We start from the raw sequence: 18,163 nt of genomic DNA, 5'->3' as shown, positions 1-18,163 counted from the left end.
AGCCAGAACCCACACCAGATTCCGGATACCCTCTTTTTTTACGCCTGGTGCGTGCGAACAGGGACTCCGCGGCGGTCAGCAGGCGCCGTCTTCGTCTTTGCTACCCCCGCGCGTGTGACCACGCCGCAACAGCCGGTCGCACATGTTCAGCAGCACCAGCACCAGCAGGGTCAGCACGGTGGCCGCCGCCGCCAGCGCGTAGTAGTGGAAGCCGGCGGCGATGCCAACGACCGCGACCATCAGCAGCGACGCCGCGGTGGTGATGCCGGCCACGGTGTCGCCGCCATGCCGGGCGAAGATCGTTCCGGCACCGATGAATGCGACACCGGCGATCACCGCCTCGACCAATCGCAGCGGATCGACCCGCAACTGTCCGGACGTCCCGACGAACAGAGTGTCGTCGCCCAGCGCGAGGCGGCCGATCCCGACAAGCAGCGCGGCGGCGCCGGCGACCAGCATGTGGGTGCGGAAACCCGCGGGGCGGTCCTTGAGTTCGCGTTCGAGCCCCACCAGGCCGCCGAGCCCCATTCCGATGGCCGTCGCCCAGACGGCTTCGAGCTGTATCGTCCAGTCCATGGGGTGAACTTTCGGGCGTGCGGTGTGCAGGGAGCGTCGGCGTACACGCGACGTGAAAGGGTCCTCACGCCCGATAGGCTAGTTTTGGAAAAATTTCACATGTGAATCACTTGATTGCTCGGGGGGAGCTGAAGAGTGGCGACAAGTACCAAGCGTTCCACGCGTACCGCGAGTCCGGCCGGCGAAGCGGCCAACGAGCCCAAGCCGATGCCCTACAAGGACGCCGCCGCCCAGCAACTGCTTGAAGCGCTGTGCGCGGTGCGCGACGGCGACTTCAGCGTGCAACTGCCGGTCCACTGGGACGGCATCGAAGGCAAGATCGCCGACTGCTTCAACGCGATCGTCACCAGCAACCGCCACCTATCCGACGAGCTGTGCCGGGTCGGCAAGGTGGTCGGTCGCGAGGGCCAGACCCGCAAGCGGCTGGCGATCACCAACCATGGCGGCGCATGGCTGGGCATGCAGCAGTCGGTCAACGGCCTGATCGACGACCTGGTGCGGCCGATCGAGACCATGACCGCGGCGACCGCCGGCGTCGCGAAGGGCGACCTGACCCGCACGGTCCCGCTGGAAGCCGACGGCCGCCCACTGCAGGGCGAGTTCCTGCGCTCGGCGACGATCGTCAACCGGATGATCGAGCAGATGGGCGAATTCTCCGCCGAGGTGACCCGCGTCGCGCTCGAAGTGGGTACGGCGGGCCGCCTCGGTGGCCAGGCCAAGGTGAAGGGCGTGTCGGGGGTGTGGAAGGAGCTCACCGACTCGGTGAACCAGATGGCGTCCAACCTGACCACGCAGGTGCGCAACATCTCCGAGGTCACCATCGCCGTCGCCGACGGCGACCTCTCGCGCAAGATCACCGCCGACGTGCGCGGCGAGATGGCGCAGCTGAAGGAAGCCATCAACACGATGGTGGACCAGCTGCGCAGCTTCGCCTCCGAGGTGACGCGCGTGGCGCGCGAGGTCGGCACCGACGGCAAGCTCGGTGGCCAGGCGGTGGTGCCGGGCGTGGCCGGCACCTGGAAGGACCTGACCGACTCGGTCAACGCGATGGCGTCCAACCTCACCAGCCAGGTGCGCAACATCGCCGAGGTGACCACCGCGGTGGCGAAGGGCGACCTGTCGCGCAAGATCGCGGTGGATGCGCAGGGCGAGATCCTCGCGCTCAAGAACACCATCAACACCATGGTGGACCAGCTCAACGGCTTCGCCGCCGAGGTGACGCGCGTGGCGCGCGAGGTCGGTACCGAAGGCAAGCTCGGCGGCCAGGCGCAGGTGCCGGACGTCGCCGGTACGTGGAAGGACCTGACCGACCACGTGAACTCGATGGCGTCCAACCTGACCAGCCAGGTCCGAAACATCGCCGAGGTGACCACCGCGGTGGCCAAGGGCGACCTCTCGCGCAAGATCACCGTGGACGTGCGCGGCGAGCTGCTGGAGCTGAAGAACACGCTCAACACGATGGTCGACCAGCTCAACAGCTTCGCCGCCGAGGTGACCCGCGTGGCGCGCGAGGTGGGCACCGAGGGCAAGCTCGGCGGCCAGGCGACCGTGCCCGGCGTCGACGGCACCTGGGCCGACCTGACCGATTCGGTCAACGCGATGGCGTCCAACCTGACCAGCCAGGTCCGAAACATCGCCGAGGTGACCACCGCGGTGGCGAAGGGCGACCTGTCGCGCAAGATCGCGGTGACCGCGCAGGGCGAGATCCTGCAACTGAAGGACACCATCAACACGATGGTGGACCAGCTCAACAGCTTTGCCGCCGAGGTGACCCGCGTGGCGCGCGAGGTCGGTACCGAGGGCAAGCTCGGCGGCCAGGCGACCGTGCCGGGCGTGGCCGGCACCTGGGCCGACCTGACCGACAACGTCAACGCGATGGCGTCCAACCTCACCAGCCAGGTCCGCAACATCGCCGAGGTGACCACTGCGGTGGCGAAGGGCGACCTCTCGCGCAAGATCGCGGTGGACGTCAAGGGCGAGATGCTCGAGCTCAAGGACACCATCAACACGATGGTCGACCAGCTCAACAGCTTCGCCGCCGAGGTGACCCGCGTGGCGCGCGAGGTCGGCACCGAGGGCAAGCTCGGCGGCCAGGCGCGCGTGCCCGGCGTCGCGGGTACGTGGAAGGACCTCACCGACAACGTCAACTCGATGGCGTCCAACCTGACCAGCCAGGTGCGCAACATCGCCGAGGTCGCGACCGCGGTGGCCAAGGGCGACCTGTCGCGCAAGATCGGCGTGGACGCCCAGGGCGAGATCCTGCAGCTGAAGGACACCCTCAACACGATGGTGGACCAGCTCAACTCGTTTGCCGCCGAGGTGACCCGCGTGGCCCGCGAGGTGGGCACCGAGGGCAAGCTCGGCGGCCAGGCGACCGTACCCGGCGTGGCCGGCACCTGGGCCGACCTGACCGACAACGTCAACTCGATGGCGACCAACCTCACCACCCAGGTGCGCGGCATCGCGCAGGTGGTGACCGCGGTGGCGACCGGCGACCTCAGCCGCAAGCTGACGGTGGAGGCCAAGGGCGAGATCGCCGAGCTGGCCGACACCATCAACTCGATGACCGATACGCTGGCGATCTTCGCCGACCAGGTGACCACGGTGGCGCGCGAGGTGGGTGTCGAAGGCCGGCTCGGCGGGCAGGCCAAGGTGCCCGGCACCGCCGGCATCTGGGAGAACCTGACCGGCAACGTGAACCAGCTCGCGGCCAACCTCACCACCCAGGTGCGCGCGATCGCCGAAGTCGCCACCGCGGTGACCCAGGGCGACCTGACCCGCGAGATCCAGGTCGACGTGCGCGGCGAGCTGGCCGACCTGAAGGACAACATCAACGTCATGATCGGCACGCTGCGCGCGACCACCGAGAGTGGCCGCGAGCAGGACTGGCTGAAGACCAACATGGCGACCTTCAGCAACATGATGCAGGGCCAGCGCGACCTGGTGACCCTCGGCACCATGCTGCTGAGCGAGCTGGCGCCGCTGGTCGACGCCCACCAGGGCCTCATGTACGTGGTCGACGGCGACGAGCCGGGCGTCACCCCGTATCTTCGGCAGCTGGCTTCGTACGCCGGCGCCGGTTCCGCCGACGGCCGGCCGAGCCTGGCATTCGGCGAAGGGTTGATCGGCCAGTGCGCGGCGCAGGCGAGGATGATTCTGGTCGAGAACGTCGACCCGGGTTCCGTGCAGATCCGCTCCGGCCTGCTGGAGCTGGTGCCGCGCAACGTGATCGTGCTGCCGGTGCTGTTCGAGGACCAGATCAAGGCGGTGATCGAGCTTGCCTCGCTGTCGGAGTTCAGCGTCTCCCAGCGGGCCTTCCTTGACCAGCTGTCGCGCAGCATCGGCATCGTGCTCAACACGATCGAGGCGACCATGCGCACCGAGCGGCTGCTGGCCCAGTCGCAGCAGCTGGCCGGTGAACTGCAGACCCAGCAGAAGGAGCTGCAGCAGACCAACGAGGACATCGCACTCAAGGCCGCGCTGCTGGCCGAGCAGAAGAACGAGGTGGAGCGCAAGAACCAGCAGATCGAGCAGGCCCGCCGCGCGCTGGAGGAGAAGGCCGCGGAGCTTGCGCTGACGTCGCGCTACAAGTCCGAGTTCCTGGCCAACATGTCGCACGAGCTGCGCACGCCGCTGAACTCGATCCTGATCCTCGGCCAGCAACTGTCGGAGAACGTCGACGCCAACCTGACCCCGCGCCAGGTGGAGTTCGCCAGCACCATCCACGCCGCCGGCACCGACCTGCTGCACCTGATCAGCGACATCCTCGACCTGTCGAAGATCGAGTCGGGCACGGTCACGGTCGACAACGAGGAGATCAGCTTCCGCCACCTGCGCGAGAACATGGAACGCTCGTTCCGGCACGAGGCCGAGCGGCGCCAATTGCAGTTCGCGGTGGACTTCTCGCCCGAGCTCGGCCGCGCGCTCGACACCGACCCCAAGCGCCTGCAGCAGATCCTCAAGAACCTGCTGTCGAACGCGTTCAAGTTCACCGCACAGGGCAAGGTCAGCCTGACCGCGCGGCCGGCCGATAGTGGCTGGACGCCGGGCCACGCGGTGCTGGACGCGGCGCCGACGGTGATCGCGTTCGAGGTCACCGACACCGGCATCGGCATCTCGCCGGACAAGCAGCGGATCGTGTTCGAGGCCTTCCAGCAGGCCGACGCCGGCACCTCGCGCCAGTACGGCGGCACCGGCCTGGGGCTGGCGATCAGCCGCGAGATCGCCGGGTTGCTCGGTGGCGAACTGCGCCTGCAGAGCACGGTGGGCGAGGGCAGCACCTTCACCCTGTACCTGCCGCTGTCCTACGCGGGTGCCGACAGCGCGCACGAGGCCCGTGCCGCACGCGCGCACGAGCGGGCCGCGCTGGTGGCCCCGGTTGCGGACGAGTCGGCCGACGGCGCGCCGGAGCGGATCGACGACGACCGCGACGTGCTGGTGGAGGGCGAGCCGACCCTGCTGCTGGTCGAGGACGACCTGCGCTACGCCACCGTGCTGCGCGACATGGCGCGCTCCAAGGGCTTCCGCGTGCTGGTCGCCAACCGCGGCAGCGAAGCGCTGCGGCTGGTGCGCGACTACCGCCCGACGGCCATATCGCTCGACATCTTCCTGCCCGACATGCTCGGCTGGACCGTGCTGGCGCGTCTCAAGCAGGACTCCGAGACCCGCCACATCCCGGTGCAGATCGTCACAGTGGAGGAGGAGCGCCACCAGAGCATCGAGCGCGGCGCGTTCTCCTACCTCGCCAAGCCGGCGACCACCGAGACCATCGACGCCGCGCTGCAGCGGATCAAGGACTACACCCTGCCGCGGGTCAAGCGCCTGCTGGTGGTGGAGGACGATGCCGCCGAGCGGATGAGCATCGAGGAGCTGATCCGCCACGACGACGTGTCGATCGACACCGTGGGCAGTGGTGCCGAAGCGCTGCAGGCACTGTCCGGCAGCCAGTATGACTGCGTGGTGCTGGACCTGCGGTTGCCGGACATGACCGGCTTCGAGCTGCTCGACCGGTTGCAGGAGCAGCCGGAGCTGCGCGAGCTGCCGGTGGTCGTCTTTACCGGCAAGGACCTCAGCGCGGACGAGGACCGCCGGCTCAAGAAAGCGGCCAAGAGTGTCGTTATCAAGGGCGTGGAATCGCCAGAACGCCTGCTCGACGAGACCGCGCTGTTCCTCCACCGGGTGATCGGCGAGTTGCCGCCATCCAAGCGGCGGATGGTGCAGAGCCTGCACGAGTCCGACGACGCCCTGCGCGACAAGCGCGTGCTGGTGGTCGACGACGACGTGCGCAACATCTTCGCGCTGTCGAGCGTGCTGGAGCGGCACGGCATGGACGTCGTCACGGCCGGTACCGGCCAGGAGGCGATCCAGAAGGTCGCCGCCGACGCGGACATCGCGCTGGTGCTTATGGACATCATGATGCCGGGCATGGATGGCTACGAAACCATGCGTGCGATCCGCGACGACCCGAAGTCCCGGGCGCTGCCGATCGTCGCGCTGACGGCCAAGGCGATGAAGGGCGACCGCGAGAAGTGCCTGGAGGCGGGCGCCTCCGACTACCTCGCCAAGCCCGTCGTCACCGACCAGTTGCTCGGAGTGCTGCGCCAGTGGCTGCATCGCTGACCAGCCTCGCCACGCGCAGTCCCGACGAGCCGGTGAAGATCCTGCTGGTCGACGACCAGCCGGGTCGCCTGCTGACCTACCGGGCGATCCTCGAACCGCTGGGCGAACACCTGGTGGAGGCCAGCTCCGGCGTGGAGGCGCTGAAGCGGCTGATGGAGGACGACTTCGCCCTCATCCTGCTCGACGTCAACATGCCGGAGATGGACGGCTTTGAGACGGCCAGCCTGATCCACCAGCACCCGCGTTTCGAGAAGACCCCGATCATCTTCGTCACCGCGGTCAACGTGACCGACATGGACCGGCTGCGCGGCTACAAGCTCGGCGCGGTCGACTACGTGATGGTGCCGGTGATCCCGGAGATCCTCCGGAGCAAGGTGGTGGTGCTGGCCGAGTTGCACCGCAAGCGCCTGGAACTGCAGGCCGCCAACGTCAAGCTGGAGGCCGCCAACCGCGCGCTGCAGGCCGAGCAGGCGCGCGAACTGGAGGTGCTGAACGAGTCGCTGCGCAACGCCAACGCGGCGCTGGGTGCGCAGAACGTCGAGCTGCACGGCGAGATCGCCGAGCGCAAGCGGGTCGAGCAGCTCCTGCGCGAGGCCGACCGTCGCAAGGACGAGTTCCTCGCGACGCTGGCCCACGAACTGCGCAATCCGCTGGCGCCGCTGCAGAACGCGCTGAGCATCCGCCGGCTGTCCGACAGTTCCGGCGACCCGGGCCTGCAGCAGGTGATGGAGCGCCAGCTCGCGCTGCTGGTCAGGCTGATCGACGACCTGCTGGACATCGCCCGCATCAGCCAGGCCAAGCTGACGCTGCGCAAGCACCCGACCCTGCTGTCGGACATCATCGACTCCGCCGTCGAGGTGGCGCGGCCGGCGATCGAGCAGGGCGGCCACGAACTGGTGCTGGCCGTGCCGGAGGAGCCGGTGGCGCTGGTGGCCGACCAGGCCCGCCTTTCGCAGGTCTTCGCCAACCTGCTCAACAACGCGGCCAAGTACTCCGAGCCGCATGGCCGGATCGAACTGGAGGCGCGTGCGGATGCGGACGCCGGGCGGGTCGAGGTCGAGGTGCGCGACAGCGGCATCGGCCTCGAGGACGCGCAGATCCATCGGATCTTCGAGATGTTCTCGCAGGTGGAGACCGAGGTGGACCGCACCCACGGCGGCCTCGGCATCGGCCTGACCCTGGTACGCCGGCTGGTCGAGATGCATGGCGGCGAGGTATCGGTTGCGAGCGAGGGGCTGGGCAAGGGCGCGCGTTTCGGCGTCTCCCTGCCGCTGGAGCATCCGCCGGCGGTTCCGCCGCAGCCGGAATCGCCGACGCAAACCGGAAGCGACGTGCACAAGCGCGTGCTCGTGGTGGACGACAACCGCGATGCGGCCGACACGCTGGCGATGATGATCGAGATGCTCGGCCACCCGGTGCGCAGGCTGTACGACCCGCAGGCGGTGGTGGCCGAGATGGAGGCGTTCCATCCGGACATCGTGTTCCTCGATGTCGGCATGCCCGGCCTGAGCGGCTACGAACTCGCACCGCAGTTGCGGGCGATGCCGGGCTTCGAGGAGCTCGAGATCGTCGCGGTGACCGGCTGGGGCCAGCCGGAGGACCGGCGCCGGACCGGCGAGGCCGGTTTCGACGAACACCTGGTCAAGCCGCCGGCTCTGGACGCGATCCGCCGGTTGTGCGAGCAGCCCGTCCGGAGCGTGTCGGGACGTCGGGAGCGCGTCGATGGATGACCGCCAGCACAAGCCGGGCGAGAACGACGGCGCGGCCGAGGTGACCGATCCCGCCTTCCGCTTCTTCGACCGGCTCGCACATGACCTGCGTGGGCCGTTGTCGCCGCTGCAGACCGCCGCCTACCTGCTGCGGCGCGACGACCTGGAGCCCGAGCGCAGGGAAGAGCTGCTGCGGATCATCGACCGCCAGACGACCCGGTTGAGCAGCATGGTGCAGGAGGTCTCCGACTGGATGCGTGCGCGCGACGCGCGGCTGGTCGGTCGGCGCGATCCCGTCAGCGTACCGATGCTGCTGGACCTTGCCGAGGCTAATCTCGGCAGCGGCGTGGAGCTGGAACCGGCGCCTGGTCTGGACGAGGTGTGGGTCGAGGCCGATCCGCAGCGGTTGTTGCAGGTGTTGTGGACGCTGGCGGACTTCCTCGGTACGAGGGCGTCGCGGGTCAAGCTGCGGGTCTTGCCCGAAGCAGGGGACCGGGTGGCGTTCATGATGGTCGCCGACGGTGCTCGCTGGAACGACGAAGCCGAGCGGCGAAGCCTCTTCGATGCGCCGCAGACCATACCGTTCGACGAGGGGCTTGGGATGCGCCTGCTGGTCGCCCGCGCGATCGCCGTTGCTCACGGTGGAACCCTCGATGCGGTTGAAACCGGGGACGGCCACGCCGGCATCTGCCTGGGTATTCCGAGGGCGGCCGGGCTCTGACCACGGACGCCTGATTGCCGCGCGGTGTCGCGGCGCGATGTTCTCCGGTGGCCGCGCTCAGTCCGGCGCCTTGGCCGGGATGAACGGCGACACCGGGTCGCTGGCCGGGAAGGTCTCCTCCAGCGCCTCGTCCTGGTTTTCACTTTCGTGCTGCTTGCGCTGCTCCTCGGTTTCCGGGCGTTGGCCTTGGGTGGGCGCGGGGTTGCGTGGGGTGCTGGTGTTCATCTGCGTGGCTCCTCCCGGCTGTTCAGCCGCTTGCAATCACATTACGGCGGGCCGCTGCTAAGGCCGCGTGAGCGACGGGTGGCGTCCGCTTCACGCCGGCCGCGCGCGCGGTGCCTACGCTGCAGGCAACCGGGTGTGTGCACCCGTTCCCCCACGACCGGCCCGCGCGCCGGAGCTTATCCAGGAGTACCCGATGGCTACCCGCAAGTACGACCAGGCACAGCTGCACGAACTGCTATACCAGGCGCTGGAAACCGAGATCGGCGGCGCGCAGGTGTACGAGAACGCACTGGAGTGTGCGGTCAACGAGGATCTGCACAAGGAGTGGACCGAGTACCTCGAGCAGACCCGGACCCACCGGCGGGTGCTGCTGAACGTCTTCAACGAGCTGGGCCTTGATCCCGACGCGCGCACACCGGGCCGCGAAGTGGTTGCGCACATCGGCCAGTCGCTGGTGAAGGCAATGCAGATGGCACGCAAGGCCGGCGATCCCGTCGCGGCGGAACTGGTGGCGGGCGAGTGCGTGGTGCTCGCCGAAACCAAGGACCACCTCAACTGGGAGCTGATCGGCCACATGGCCGAGAAGGCCACGGGCAAGGAGGGCAAGGTGCTCAAGCAGGCCTACGAGGCGGTCGAGCAGGAGGAGGACCACCACCTGTTCCACACCACCGGCTGGACCCGGGAGCTGTGGCTGGATTCGCTCGGACTGCCGGCGGTGCTGCCGCCACCCGAAGAGGTGCGCAACGTCGAGACCCGGATCGGCGCATCGCGCGCCGAACAGTCCCGCGACCAGATGCTCAAGGGTCACTGAGCGGATTGATGGCGCGCCTTCCGGCCGCGGGCATCACGCGTTGCGTTGCCTGCGGTCGTCGACGCGCCGGTGGCCCGAATCAGGCGATTCAGGCGGCGATGGATTTGCCGCCCATCCGCTGCCACGCCGCGGCCGCCGCGGGACGGGCCTCGTTCCAGTCCAGCGGGCTGGCACCGCGGGTGCGGTAGTAGGCATCGGCCAACTCGTCGTCCTGCTCCTCGAACGACGATCCGTGCCCGTGCAGGAAGACGTTGATCCCCAGCTTCAACGCCGGCTCGTAGTCCTCGTAGGACAGGCCGGGCCGGCAGAACTCCGACTCCGGATAGTGCGAGCGCCAGTAGCGCAGCTCGCGGTCGAAGTCGACATAACCGGGTGCTGCGGCGACTGGCACTGGCGGACTGCGGCCCTCCGCTTCCTGCGTCGACGATGGTTTGGCTCCAGACATCAGAAACTCCTCCATGACAACCCCTGCCTCGGCCATCTTCGCGCCGCCCGGTGGCAACTGCAAATCGGCGGATGAATCTTTCAGCGGCGGCAACGCGTCCGTCATGCTCCTGCATAACGCGACGTGCGCACGTCGATCTTCATCGACTCCTTCATCAATGCCAGCGCGCGATCGGTGCGCGCAGGGCTGATCGAGGCGACGCAGTCGCGTGGCACGTGCACCGCGTACTCGCGCATGTGGGCATCCGCGGCGGTGGTCAGCACGCAGCCGTCCGCAGCCACTCCGGTGACCACCAGCCGCGTGGCGCCGAGCTTGTCCAGCAGCAGCGCGAGCGGCGTGTCGAAGAACCCCGAATGTTTCGGCTTCAGTACGAAATAGTCGTCCGGCTCAGGCGGCAGGCGATGGGCCAGCGGCGCGCCCGGGCTGTCTCCGTGCTGGCATATCGCGACCAGCGAACTGAAATCCACCTGCCACTGCATGAAGTTGTCGTTGACATAGATCGCCGGTACGCCGTCGGCCTTCAGCCGGCGCTTCAACGTCGCGATCCGTGCCGCCGCGGCGATCGCCTGCGGACGCATCGCCTTGCCGCCCTCGAAGTCGAGCGGGTTGATCATGTCGACGATCAGCAGCGCGGTTGATGCCGGCATCGGCGGCGGCTCCGGGAGGGGGTGTCCGGGATAGCAGCGGGCCCGTCATGCGCAGGTGAGCCGGCGCAACCGCGTGGTCGCGATCGCTCATGCCCGGGGCGCCGGATCGCGGGTTACACGATTTCAAGCGGCCCGGCGGTGGCTCCGGTTACCGCCAATGCTATCGACGCATACCGTCGGATCGCCGCAAGCAGGTTCGGCTCCGGTTGGACACAAAAAAGGCCGGAACCCTTGATTTGATTGGGGGTTCCGGCCTGATCCGGACTGCTTTGGAGCTTGAATTGGTGGGGTGGGCTCTACTGAATTTAATGCTAAGAGCGCGCAAATGCACGGAATAAGGTGTGAAGGGTTTTCGACTTACCGTCAAATCTACCGTCACGAGGCGCGTCCTTGGTGGAGGTTGCGGCATGCCGTTGGCGCCAAGTCGTGCCCTAAGGTCGCTCGGAATCGGGCTCTGGTTGCGGCGCAGCGCTGACCGGCTTCTGCTGCTTTCTAGAGTGATCGAGCTCCAGGGCGGAGATGCCTGTTTGCCACTCCGGTACGCCGAGCACCGTTCGCTGACTCGTGAAGCCGCGAACCGCGGGCCGACGAGGGAGTCGGTGCAGCCCCAGGATTGGCTGAGGCGCGCCGGTTCTCGGCCGCACTGGCAAGGGCCGAGCACTGCGACGGTGAGATCCTTGTGCAGGCTCGCGCCCCGAAATCGCGGGTGTCTGTTTCTGCCTCGTCGCTCTAGTTGCCGCGGAAGTGCATCAAGGCGGTGCAAGGAATGCCGGCAAATTGCTGGAAGCCGAAGCCCGCCGCCCTTGATTGACAGCCTCCCGAACACATCGGTCAGAATTGGGAAGGCAGCAGAGGGGCGTCTGATGACGAACGAGATTGATGGCCGGCGCGTCACTATCAGTGTGGATCTGGACCGTTTGGCGAGTACCGTCGGGACAAGCGCTTCGAGTGGCATTTCCGGCTATTTCAAGGATCTCCAACGGTTGTCGGACTTGGCAAAGGGCGACTCACATACTCCCTTTGACTACGCGGCCACGGCTATGGCCCAAGTTGAGTCAATGCGAATAGCCGCGTTGGACGCCCTCTACGCTCCTTCAGCGCGCGCACTCGAGGAGTTTCTAAGGAGGCTGGACGGGCCTGCGGAGCAGGCGCTGCGCGCAACGCAAGGCCTGGAGAGCATCATCCAAGGACTGGCGGCGCAGGGCCACGGGTTGGAGGCCGGATTACCGCGAGATGTCGCGTTGCCGGCGGGTTTCGATTCGGTCCGCCGCGCAACGGACGATCTAATCAGGTTGTTCGAGACAGATGGACCGCGGCCTCAGGTCGGTGCGCTCCGGACGGCTTGGGAGTGCGCGTGGCAAACCGCAGGCGTCACGGACGCGGGTCCCGGTCCCGGATCATCGGTAGCGCCCCCCGCGAGGATTTCGACCAGCGACGCCTTGGCAGTGCTCGGGCTTCTCCTCACGATCCTGTTTTTTCTGCATCAAGAGGCGAGCACAGCTCAGTTGGAGGCGCGCCTGAGTCAGAAGATAGAAGGCGAAAGCAAGCAGACCCGCGCGACGATTTCCTCGGAAATCTGCGCATTGGTGAGGGAGTTGACGGAGCGGACGCTGCTAGCGAGGCCATACGTGAGTCGGGGTCGAGAGGCGAAGATCGTCATACGTCCGGAATCAGGTGCAGACATCATCTTGCGCTTGCCTCCTCATCGGATGGTGCAAGCAACCGGGTTCCGGGGAAAGTGGATCCGCGTCGAGTTTGTCCACCCAGAGACTGGCCTCGTATCCGAGGGCTGGGCATTGAAGAAGTACTTCGTCGCAGCGACCCGCGCAGAGCGGGTTCCGCGACCATCACCGGCGTCGGTTCAAGATGGGTGCCAGGTAGCTGGTGTCGGGGGGCGATAGATCACGCCGCCTTGCGGTGCTCGTAGTACGGGTGCTGCTTGTCGTCGAAGATGGCGTACAGCACCTGCAGGTCGCCCGTTGGGCGGAGCCACGCGTCCAGATGCTCGGGCTTGAGATTGATGATGGTGCGGTCATGGCCGGCGGCGGCCACCTCGGGCTCCGGGTCGTCGGTGATGGCGGCGAACGACAGGAGGTCGTCGTCGCCGGCGCCCCAGCGTGACCACAGGCAGGCGATGAGCATCGGCTCGCCGGTGCGCGGGGCGAACTCCAGCACGGCGTTGCCGGCGGGCGTCTCGACGTTCTCGTAGAAGCGGTCGGCCACCATGACAGCGTGGGTGTGGCCGAACAGCGGCGCCCAGAACCCTTCGAGGTTGTCGCGGCGGGCGTTGTAGGTCCCGGGGAACTTGCGATCGTAGAACGCGGGCTTGCCGGCCGGGCGGCACTGGTAGCGCATCGGCCGCACCACCCGCTGCCCGTCCTTCCAGACCATGACCGGCGCGTACATGCCCGGGTAGATGCGCGAGTCCGCGGGTGCCGGCTCGGCCTGCTTGAGGCGGGCCAGCCGCGCCTTGAGCTGGTCGACCTTGGTGCCGGCGATGCGCTGGTCCTCCTGTGCCTTCTTCGTGGTCTTGGACTGCAGGGCCCGCTCGGCGTCGGCCAGGCGTTTGCGCTGCTTGAACAGCTCCTGTTCCAGCGTTGCGACCTCGGCAGCGTGGATCTCGCGCACCAGCGCGGCGGTGGGGGCGGTGGCCGGGTCGGTGGCGTCGAACGCGACGTCCATCGCCTTCGGGGTTTTCAGCTTGTCGCCCTGCCGCTTGCGGACGTACAGGTCGTGGAAGGTGCGGATATCGATGTGGGCGCCGTAGAGGCGCACGTACTTTTCATAGCTCGCCCACACCTGGGCCGAGTAGCACATGGGGCCTCCGGGTCAGGTCTGCCGCTCGGCGGCGTCCATGTAACCGAGGTCGATGAGGATCTCGTCGACCATGTGGCTGGCGGATTCCCAGCAGTCGCCGCCCAAGCGGTCGGCGTCCTCGAGGATGCCGTCTGCCTCGCCGGCGAACGCAGGCATGAAGTCGGCAGGGTCGGGCACCTCGGCCTTCAACCGGGCCGCGTCATTGCGCAGTTGTCTGAGGCGCTGCAGCAGGGCCGGCGAAGCATCGGCGTCGTTCATCGGGAAGCTCCGGCGGGAGGGTCGAGCATACCGCCGGCGCCGTGGGGGCAGCGCTACCATCTGCCGATGCGCCCGTTCTTCTGGATCGACAGCCCTGACGCCAGCTACCTGCAGTACAACGCGGGCGGCGTCGCGGTGGTCAGGGCGAATGGCGAGTTGGTGATCCGTTGGCGCCGGTCCGAGGTGTTCGGCCGGTGCTGCAGCGTGGGGCAGGGCAAGCGCTACGTGGAGCGGTGGATCGGGGCGCGCATGTGCCCGCGTCAGAAAACCCTGACGTGACGACGGGGCTATGGCCGATGGCAGCAATCTGCCCAGTGCATCAAAGTCGGTTCACCCCGCCGTGCGGCGCAAGACTGGAACACGGGCCACTACGCTCCCCCGTCCTGACCTGCCGGGAAGCGTTGCCGTCCTACGGACAGCGGCGGGGTCCTCTACCTCATCATCCGGGCTTGCATAGTGGCCGCGACTCCTGAAAAATAGCGGGCCGCGCACGGGCTGGCGGACGTTCCAGATAGGCGCTTCCTGAATTACGGGGGAGCTAAGCGCCTGATCTTTCGGCAGAGTTGAGCAACCTTCTAAGCCGGTGGTTGCAGGTTCGAGTCCTGCCGGGCGCGCCATACAATTCAATGGCTTAGCCGTGGCTTGGAACCGGCAAGCGCCTTCTTCCTGAAAATTCTCCCTAATATTCCGGCCTGGTGGCCAGCTTTCTGCAGAGGTGCGTGAGCTTCGCCGGCTGAGTGGGAGTGCTCAGTGGGATCGCATGCCTTATTGTTAAGGCATGGACGCACACACCACATGTACACATCGCCCGGGAGCGTGGGCCCAAGTGCTTGGGGCACCTTTCGTCGGCGACGAGTGGTCGTGCTGCCTGTTGTGCGGTGAACTGCTTTGCTTTAACCTTTTGTTAAAGGCAGTGGTGGCAGCATGAACCCACTGTCGGATCCGGAGGACTTGCATGAAGCGACAAGGGTCATCAACTCCTATGCTCAGAGTGACTGGTGTGGCATAGCGTTTTCGCGCCATGCGCGCGAACGCATGGCAGAGCGTTTCATCCCCGGGGATGTGATCACCAGTGCGTTGAAGTCCGGTACCGTTGTTGACGTACGGACTGAGGTGACTCAAGCCGGCCGTAGGATCTATAAGTACGAAGTCGAGATGCGCGATCAGTACGGTCGAGTGACCGTAGTCACCGCAGTTCCGGGGCGGCTGAAGCTCCTGGTTGTTACTGCCTACACCGACATCCCTGACTGATATTTAGGAATTCCATGATGTTTTGTCCTTGCTGTGAGTCGGAAGACGTCACGGTTGCTCGCGTCTCGATAAACGCGCGCGAAGTAGGTTTCCCGAGCGGCCGCTTGTCCGGCGTTGAAGAAATTCAATGTGGCGAATGCGGCGAAACTACGATCAATATCCCGGCGCACGGGATGGTGGCGAAGGCTTATCGCGGAAAGTTGGCTCGAATTGAACGGCCGCTTTCTCCAGAGGAATTTGCCTACCTGCGTCGAACGCTGGGTATGTCAGGCGTGGAGTATGCCGACGCGATTAGGGTGTCCAATGTGACTATCTCTCGTGTGGAGAACGGTTGCGAGGTCCCGAGTACCCAAGAATCTTTGATTCGTGCGTTGACCTTGCTAGATATGCAGTCGCGAAGCGGCGTGGCGTCGTTTGTCGAACGCCATGACGGCGAGGTTGATCTCGATGTCAGCCGGGTTGCTCCCAAGGCTCGTGGGGAGTTGCGTACTGACTGGCTGGATATCCCGCCAACGCGCAGTCTGGGCGCTAACGTAGTTCGCTTTAGGCGTCCCACCGTCGCAAATCAACCAGTTGACGCCGTGGAGTTTGAAACGACGCAACGAGATGATTTTGGGCTGAGGTCACATGTCGCTCAATGTTGAAGCGTTAGAAGCCGCGAAGAAGGCGTTGCGTATTGTCGATGTCTACTTTCGTGACGAACGCGTAAGCCTCGATAAGGCTTCGACTCCGCCATTTTGGCCAGAGTGCCACCGAACGCAGTTTCGGATGGCTACCCGAATTCTTCAGGACTTCGAGGTGGCGGGCGAGGTCGAGGAAGACGACGGCTCAACGAGTGAGCAGAACGCCCGCTTCCTGGAAGTGGAATTTTCCGGATCAGTGCGTTGTCTAGCCGATCAACCGGACGCGGAAGATCGCGAGCTCATCGCCATGGATGTGTGCTTAGGGCTGCTCTATGAAGTGGCAGCCGAATGTGCAGAAGATGGCATTGATGAGTTTGTTCGGATGAACGTGCCCTATCACGCTATTCCCTACTGGCGTGAGCACATCCACGGGGTTTGTGCGAAAAGACGTTTTCGCCCCATCACTGTGCCGATGTATATCCAAGCAATGCAGCAGGGTGAGCCACGGGTCGTCGAGAAAGCTGAGGACTAATTGTCATCCGCCGGCTCAACCCGCGGCAGATCGTGGTTGTAGTGCTCCATCATTGCCCGCGTCTTGTGGCCGCTGGCTTCCTGCTTGTCACCCTTCGAATCGGTCACGCCGCGGTGCTTCAGCCCGTGCAGGCCGAAGCGCTCCTGCTCGGTGATCACCCCGGCCGCGACGGCGTTGCGCATCATACGGCCCACAACGCATTGGGGTCGCGTCGTCGAGAGATGCCGGGCCGGACGGGTCCTTCAGTAGCCGTAGCGGTTCCTCCGAGCCTCGCGCTCGGCGGCCCGCGCGTCTTGCCGGGCGCGGTGCTCGGCGGCCCGCGCGTCCTGCCGGGCGCGGTGCTCGGCTTCGCGATTCGCGCGCGCCTGTTCCGCGGTGGCTCGGTCGATCGCCGCGGCAACGGGATCCACGCTCGGCTGTGTGGCTACCGGCGCGACCACTGTCGCGGCGAACGGATCGACGAAGTCGAGCTCGATCGGCGCGGGCGGCGGCGGCGGCGCGCGGCTGCGCCCGACTGCGAACCCGATCCCCGCGGCGACGAATGCGACCAGCACCCATGCTCCGATCTTGCCCATAGAACCGCACTCCCGTGCTCGCAGCGCGTCGAATGAGCCGGTCAGGCTAGCTCGGTGACCGACTCGGGTTGGGTGGGACTATCGGAGGTCCCTTTTACAGGTTTCGCACGAAGAGACCGACTGGCCGCTTTACTGGCCTTCTTTCGCGCTTCCGTGGCCTGGTCGCCCTCCAGCACTTCCCGCTTGATGACCTCATTCAACAGCACGTCGCGAATCTGTTCGGAGTCGATTCGAACGTCGGGCGATATGCGCCGCAATTCGCGGCGGATTACGTCTACCACCGGGTCCGTCTGCAACATGGCGCCCACGTAGAAACGGGACAGGGCCTGCTTCTGGGTGTGGTACTCACCCAGCACCGACCGCTGCCACCCCTCCTTGCACCACAGGTACAGCAGCTCCAGATCGCTTTCAGTCCGGGAGTTCAGCGCGCAGAAGTCGATTTCCAGAACCAGTTCCTGGTCGATCGGCTTGGCGAAGATCAGTCGGTAAACGCGCCACACCATTCCGTTGGTGAGCAGCACCCAGTCGACCCCCTGATTGGCCGCGTAGTCGATCGCCTGCTTCACGTGCTGGTCCTTGAGGTCCAGTCCGATCGCTTTGACCTCGATCAGCGTCTCAAGCTGCCCGTCGATCTTGATCGCAAGGTCGCAGTAAGTGCCGCGGATCGAATGCTCGGAGGTCACGTCGGAGTACTTGTCGTAACCGAAGACGTCGGCAAGCATGTCTTTGATGATGGTTACCGTGTCGGCCTCGCCGACGTCGCGGGCCTTCGCCGCGGCGAGAATGGGCTGATATCGCTTGAGTCCAGCTACCAGGCGCGTTGCGACCTTCTTGGGAACCGCGGCCATTACTCCCCCTCAGTTTGCGTGGCCGACGCGGCCACCATAGGGTGCCTACGCGGTCTGCGAGCAGGTCCGGCCAGCGTCCAGGGCTCTAGCTTGCACATCGTCCAGTTGGCAACTCCTGAGCCTGCGAGGGCGCGATGAAGTCTGCACGGACAGGTTCGACTCGTTCGGAACCGGCCAGCGAGGTGCTGAACCTTGAGGAAGCCGCCGACTCATGAGGCTCGGTCTGAAAGCTATGCAGAGGCTCGTGGACTCCGGTGCGGTGCCTGCCACTCGACTCAACCAGAAGCACACTGCCATCCTTCGCGAGGACCTGATTTCGTATCTCCGGAAGGAGGGACAGCGGCAGGCGGCAGCGCGCGCGGTGAGTTTGGCACCGAAGGCCAGAAGGCCCGGGCGCCAACGAGTGCGGCCGCCGGATCTGAGCAGGTACGAATAGAAGCTCTTGGAGGAGTAGGCGCGCTCCTCGCGGGTGCGCGGCCGGTTCCAAGGCGGTCACGCGTTCGCCA

17 protein-coding genes are annotated in these 18,163 nt (G+C 66.1%); 8 read left to right on the top strand and 9 right to left on the bottom strand.

Annotated elements, in window-relative coordinates; all coding sequences use genetic code 11:
- Positions 1–75: 75 nt before the first annotated feature.
- Positions 76–576: an MgtC/SapB family protein gene (locus N799_RS11900; protein ID WP_052101511.1), complete on the bottom strand. Its 501-nt coding sequence runs from the start codon at positions 574–576 to the stop codon at positions 76–78.
- 135 nt (positions 577–711) lie between these two features.
- On the opposite strand from N799_RS11900, the gene N799_RS11895 reads away from it, so the two are divergent.
- The 3 genes from N799_RS11895 to N799_RS11885 are packed head-to-tail and all read left to right on the top strand — an operon-like array spanning position 712 to position 8,625.
- Positions 712–6,195 carry a HAMP domain-containing protein gene (locus N799_RS11895; protein ID WP_036212751.1) on the top strand — a complete coding sequence of 1,828 codons (5,484 nt, stop codon included), beginning with the start codon at positions 712–714 and terminating at the stop codon, positions 6,193–6,195.
- Positions 6,180–7,925 carry a response regulator gene (locus tag N799_RS11890; RefSeq protein WP_052101510.1) on the top strand — a complete coding sequence of 582 codons (1,746 nt, stop codon included), beginning with the start codon at positions 6,180–6,182 and terminating at the stop codon, positions 7,923–7,925. Before N799_RS11895 ends, N799_RS11890 begins: the two co-directional genes overlap by 16 nt.
- The gene (locus N799_RS11885) at positions 7,918–8,625 is read left to right on the top strand and encodes a sensor histidine kinase (protein WP_036212748.1); all 708 of its coding nucleotides are present in this window, start codon (positions 7,918–7,920) and stop codon (positions 8,623–8,625) included. The genes N799_RS11890 and N799_RS11885 overlap by 8 nt, the downstream gene beginning before the upstream one ends.
- Before the next feature lie 57 nt (positions 8,626–8,682).
- Here N799_RS11885 and N799_RS15835 read toward each other — a convergent pair whose 3' ends face one another.
- Complete coding sequence (locus N799_RS15835) at positions 8,683–8,850, bottom strand: hypothetical protein (RefSeq protein ID WP_203225055.1); 168 nt, start codon at positions 8,848–8,850, stop codon at positions 8,683–8,685.
- A 193-nt stretch (positions 8,851–9,043) separates the two neighbouring features.
- Here N799_RS15835 and N799_RS11880 point away from each other — a divergent pair, with 193 nt between their 5' ends.
- Complete coding sequence (locus tag N799_RS11880) at positions 9,044–9,661, top strand: ferritin-like domain-containing protein (RefSeq protein ID WP_036212746.1); 618 nt, start codon at positions 9,044–9,046, stop codon at positions 9,659–9,661.
- 88 nt (positions 9,662–9,749) lie between these two features.
- Here the strand turns inward: N799_RS11880 and N799_RS11875 are convergent, their stop codons facing one another.
- From N799_RS11875 to N799_RS11860, 4 genes are all read right to left on the bottom strand, one after another.
- A complete protein-coding gene (locus tag N799_RS11875) occupies positions 9,750–10,106 on the bottom strand; it encodes a hypothetical protein (RefSeq protein ID WP_152597951.1) in 357 nt (118 codons plus the stop codon).
- Positions 10,107–10,207: 101 nt separating this feature from the next.
- Positions 10,208–10,753, bottom strand: coding sequence for a cysteine hydrolase family protein (locus N799_RS11870; protein WP_036212741.1), 546 nt, complete (start codon positions 10,751–10,753; stop codon positions 10,208–10,210).
- Positions 10,754–12,655: 1,902 nt separating this feature from the next.
- Complete coding sequence (locus tag N799_RS11865) at positions 12,656–13,570, bottom strand: SOS response-associated peptidase family protein (protein WP_036212738.1); 915 nt, start codon at positions 13,568–13,570, stop codon at positions 12,656–12,658.
- 12 nt (positions 13,571–13,582) lie between these two features.
- Positions 13,583–13,828, bottom strand: a complete 246-nt coding sequence (locus N799_RS11860) for a hypothetical protein (RefSeq protein WP_036212734.1) — start codon at positions 13,826–13,828, stop codon at positions 13,583–13,585.
- A gap of 66 nt (positions 13,829–13,894) precedes the next feature.
- On the opposite strand from N799_RS11860, the gene N799_RS11855 reads away from it, so the two are divergent.
- From N799_RS11855 to N799_RS11845, 4 genes are all read left to right on the top strand, one after another.
- Entirely contained in the window at positions 13,895–14,107 is a 213-nt protein-coding gene (locus N799_RS11855) for a hypothetical protein (protein ID WP_036212731.1), read from the top strand.
- Positions 14,108–14,752: 645 nt separating this feature from the next.
- On the top strand, positions 14,753–15,079 hold the full coding sequence (locus tag N799_RS11850) for a DUF4258 domain-containing protein (RefSeq protein ID WP_036212728.1): 327 nt from the start codon (positions 14,753–14,755) through the stop codon (positions 15,077–15,079).
- 14 nt (positions 15,080–15,093) lie between these two features.
- Complete coding sequence (locus N799_RS15460; protein ID WP_160279973.1) at positions 15,094–15,723, top strand: hypothetical protein; 630 nt, start codon at positions 15,094–15,096, stop codon at positions 15,721–15,723.
- Positions 15,707–16,234, top strand: coding sequence for a hypothetical protein (locus N799_RS11845; RefSeq protein ID WP_152597949.1), 528 nt, complete (start codon positions 15,707–15,709; stop codon positions 16,232–16,234). Before N799_RS15460 ends, N799_RS11845 begins: the two co-directional genes overlap by 17 nt.
- On the opposite strand, the gene N799_RS11840 is transcribed toward N799_RS11845, so the two are convergent.
- Genes N799_RS11840 through N799_RS11830 form a run of 3 tightly spaced genes read right to left on the bottom strand, consistent with a single transcriptional unit; the run spans position 16,231 to position 17,657 of the window.
- Positions 16,231–16,419: a site-specific integrase gene (locus N799_RS11840; RefSeq protein ID WP_052101509.1), complete on the bottom strand. Its 189-nt coding sequence runs from the start codon at positions 16,417–16,419 to the stop codon at positions 16,231–16,233. The genes N799_RS11845 and N799_RS11840 overlap by 4 nt on opposite strands.
- A gap of 57 nt (positions 16,420–16,476) precedes the next feature.
- Positions 16,477–16,809 (bottom strand): hypothetical protein, encoded by a 333-nt coding sequence (locus N799_RS11835; RefSeq protein WP_036212722.1) that lies wholly within the window; start codon positions 16,807–16,809, stop codon positions 16,477–16,479.
- A 41-nt stretch (positions 16,810–16,850) separates the two neighbouring features.
- Complete coding sequence (locus tag N799_RS11830) at positions 16,851–17,657, bottom strand: type I restriction enzyme HsdR N-terminal domain-containing protein (protein ID WP_036212719.1); 807 nt, start codon at positions 17,655–17,657, stop codon at positions 16,851–16,853.
- Between the last annotated feature and the right edge of the window lie 506 nt (positions 17,658–18,163).

This window comes from Lysobacter arseniciresistens ZS79 (assembly GCF_000768335.1).
GTDB lineage: Bacteria > Pseudomonadota > Gammaproteobacteria > Xanthomonadales > Xanthomonadaceae > Novilysobacter > Novilysobacter arseniciresistens.
This window is presented reverse-complemented; position numbering and strand designations above follow the sequence as displayed.

What these genes read in the sequence shown, in the direction of transcription:
- N799_RS11900 (WP_052101511.1), bottom strand. Translation starts at nt 576, where the DNA reads ATGGACTGGACGATACAGCTCGAAGCCGTCTGGGCGACGGCCATCGGA.
- N799_RS11885 (WP_036212748.1), top strand. Translation starts at nt 7,918, where the DNA reads ATGGATGACCGCCAGCACAAGCCGGGCGAGAACGACGGCGCGGCCGAG.
- N799_RS15835 (WP_203225055.1), bottom strand. Translation starts at nt 8,850, where the DNA reads ATGAACACCAGCACCCCACGCAACCCCGCGCCCACCCAAGGCCAACGC.
- N799_RS11880 (WP_036212746.1), top strand. Translation starts at nt 9,044, where the DNA reads ATGGCTACCCGCAAGTACGACCAGGCACAGCTGCACGAACTGCTATAC.
- N799_RS11875 (WP_152597951.1), bottom strand. Translation starts at nt 10,106, where the DNA reads ATGTCTGGAGCCAAACCATCGTCGACGCAGGAAGCGGAGGGCCGCAGT.
- N799_RS11870 (WP_036212741.1), bottom strand. Translation starts at nt 10,753, where the DNA reads ATGCCGGCATCAACCGCGCTGCTGATCGTCGACATGATCAACCCGCTC.
- N799_RS11865 (WP_036212738.1), bottom strand. Translation starts at nt 13,570, where the DNA reads ATGTGCTACTCGGCCCAGGTGTGGGCGAGCTATGAAAAGTACGTGCGC.
- N799_RS11860 (WP_036212734.1), bottom strand. Translation starts at nt 13,828, where the DNA reads ATGAACGACGCCGATGCTTCGCCGGCCCTGCTGCAGCGCCTCAGACAA.
- N799_RS11855 (WP_036212731.1), top strand. Translation starts at nt 13,895, where the DNA reads ATGCGCCCGTTCTTCTGGATCGACAGCCCTGACGCCAGCTACCTGCAG.
- N799_RS11850 (WP_036212728.1), top strand. Translation starts at nt 14,753, where the DNA reads ATGAACCCACTGTCGGATCCGGAGGACTTGCATGAAGCGACAAGGGTC.
- N799_RS15460 (WP_160279973.1), top strand. Translation starts at nt 15,094, where the DNA reads ATGATGTTTTGTCCTTGCTGTGAGTCGGAAGACGTCACGGTTGCTCGC.
- N799_RS11845 (WP_152597949.1), top strand. Translation starts at nt 15,707, where the DNA reads ATGTCGCTCAATGTTGAAGCGTTAGAAGCCGCGAAGAAGGCGTTGCGT.
- N799_RS11840 (WP_052101509.1), bottom strand. Translation starts at nt 16,419, where the DNA reads ATGATGCGCAACGCCGTCGCGGCCGGGGTGATCACCGAGCAGGAGCGC.
- N799_RS11835 (WP_036212722.1), bottom strand. Translation starts at nt 16,809, where the DNA reads ATGGGCAAGATCGGAGCATGGGTGCTGGTCGCATTCGTCGCCGCGGGG.
- N799_RS11830 (WP_036212719.1), bottom strand. Translation starts at nt 17,657, where the DNA reads ATGGCCGCGGTTCCCAAGAAGGTCGCAACGCGCCTGGTAGCTGGACTC.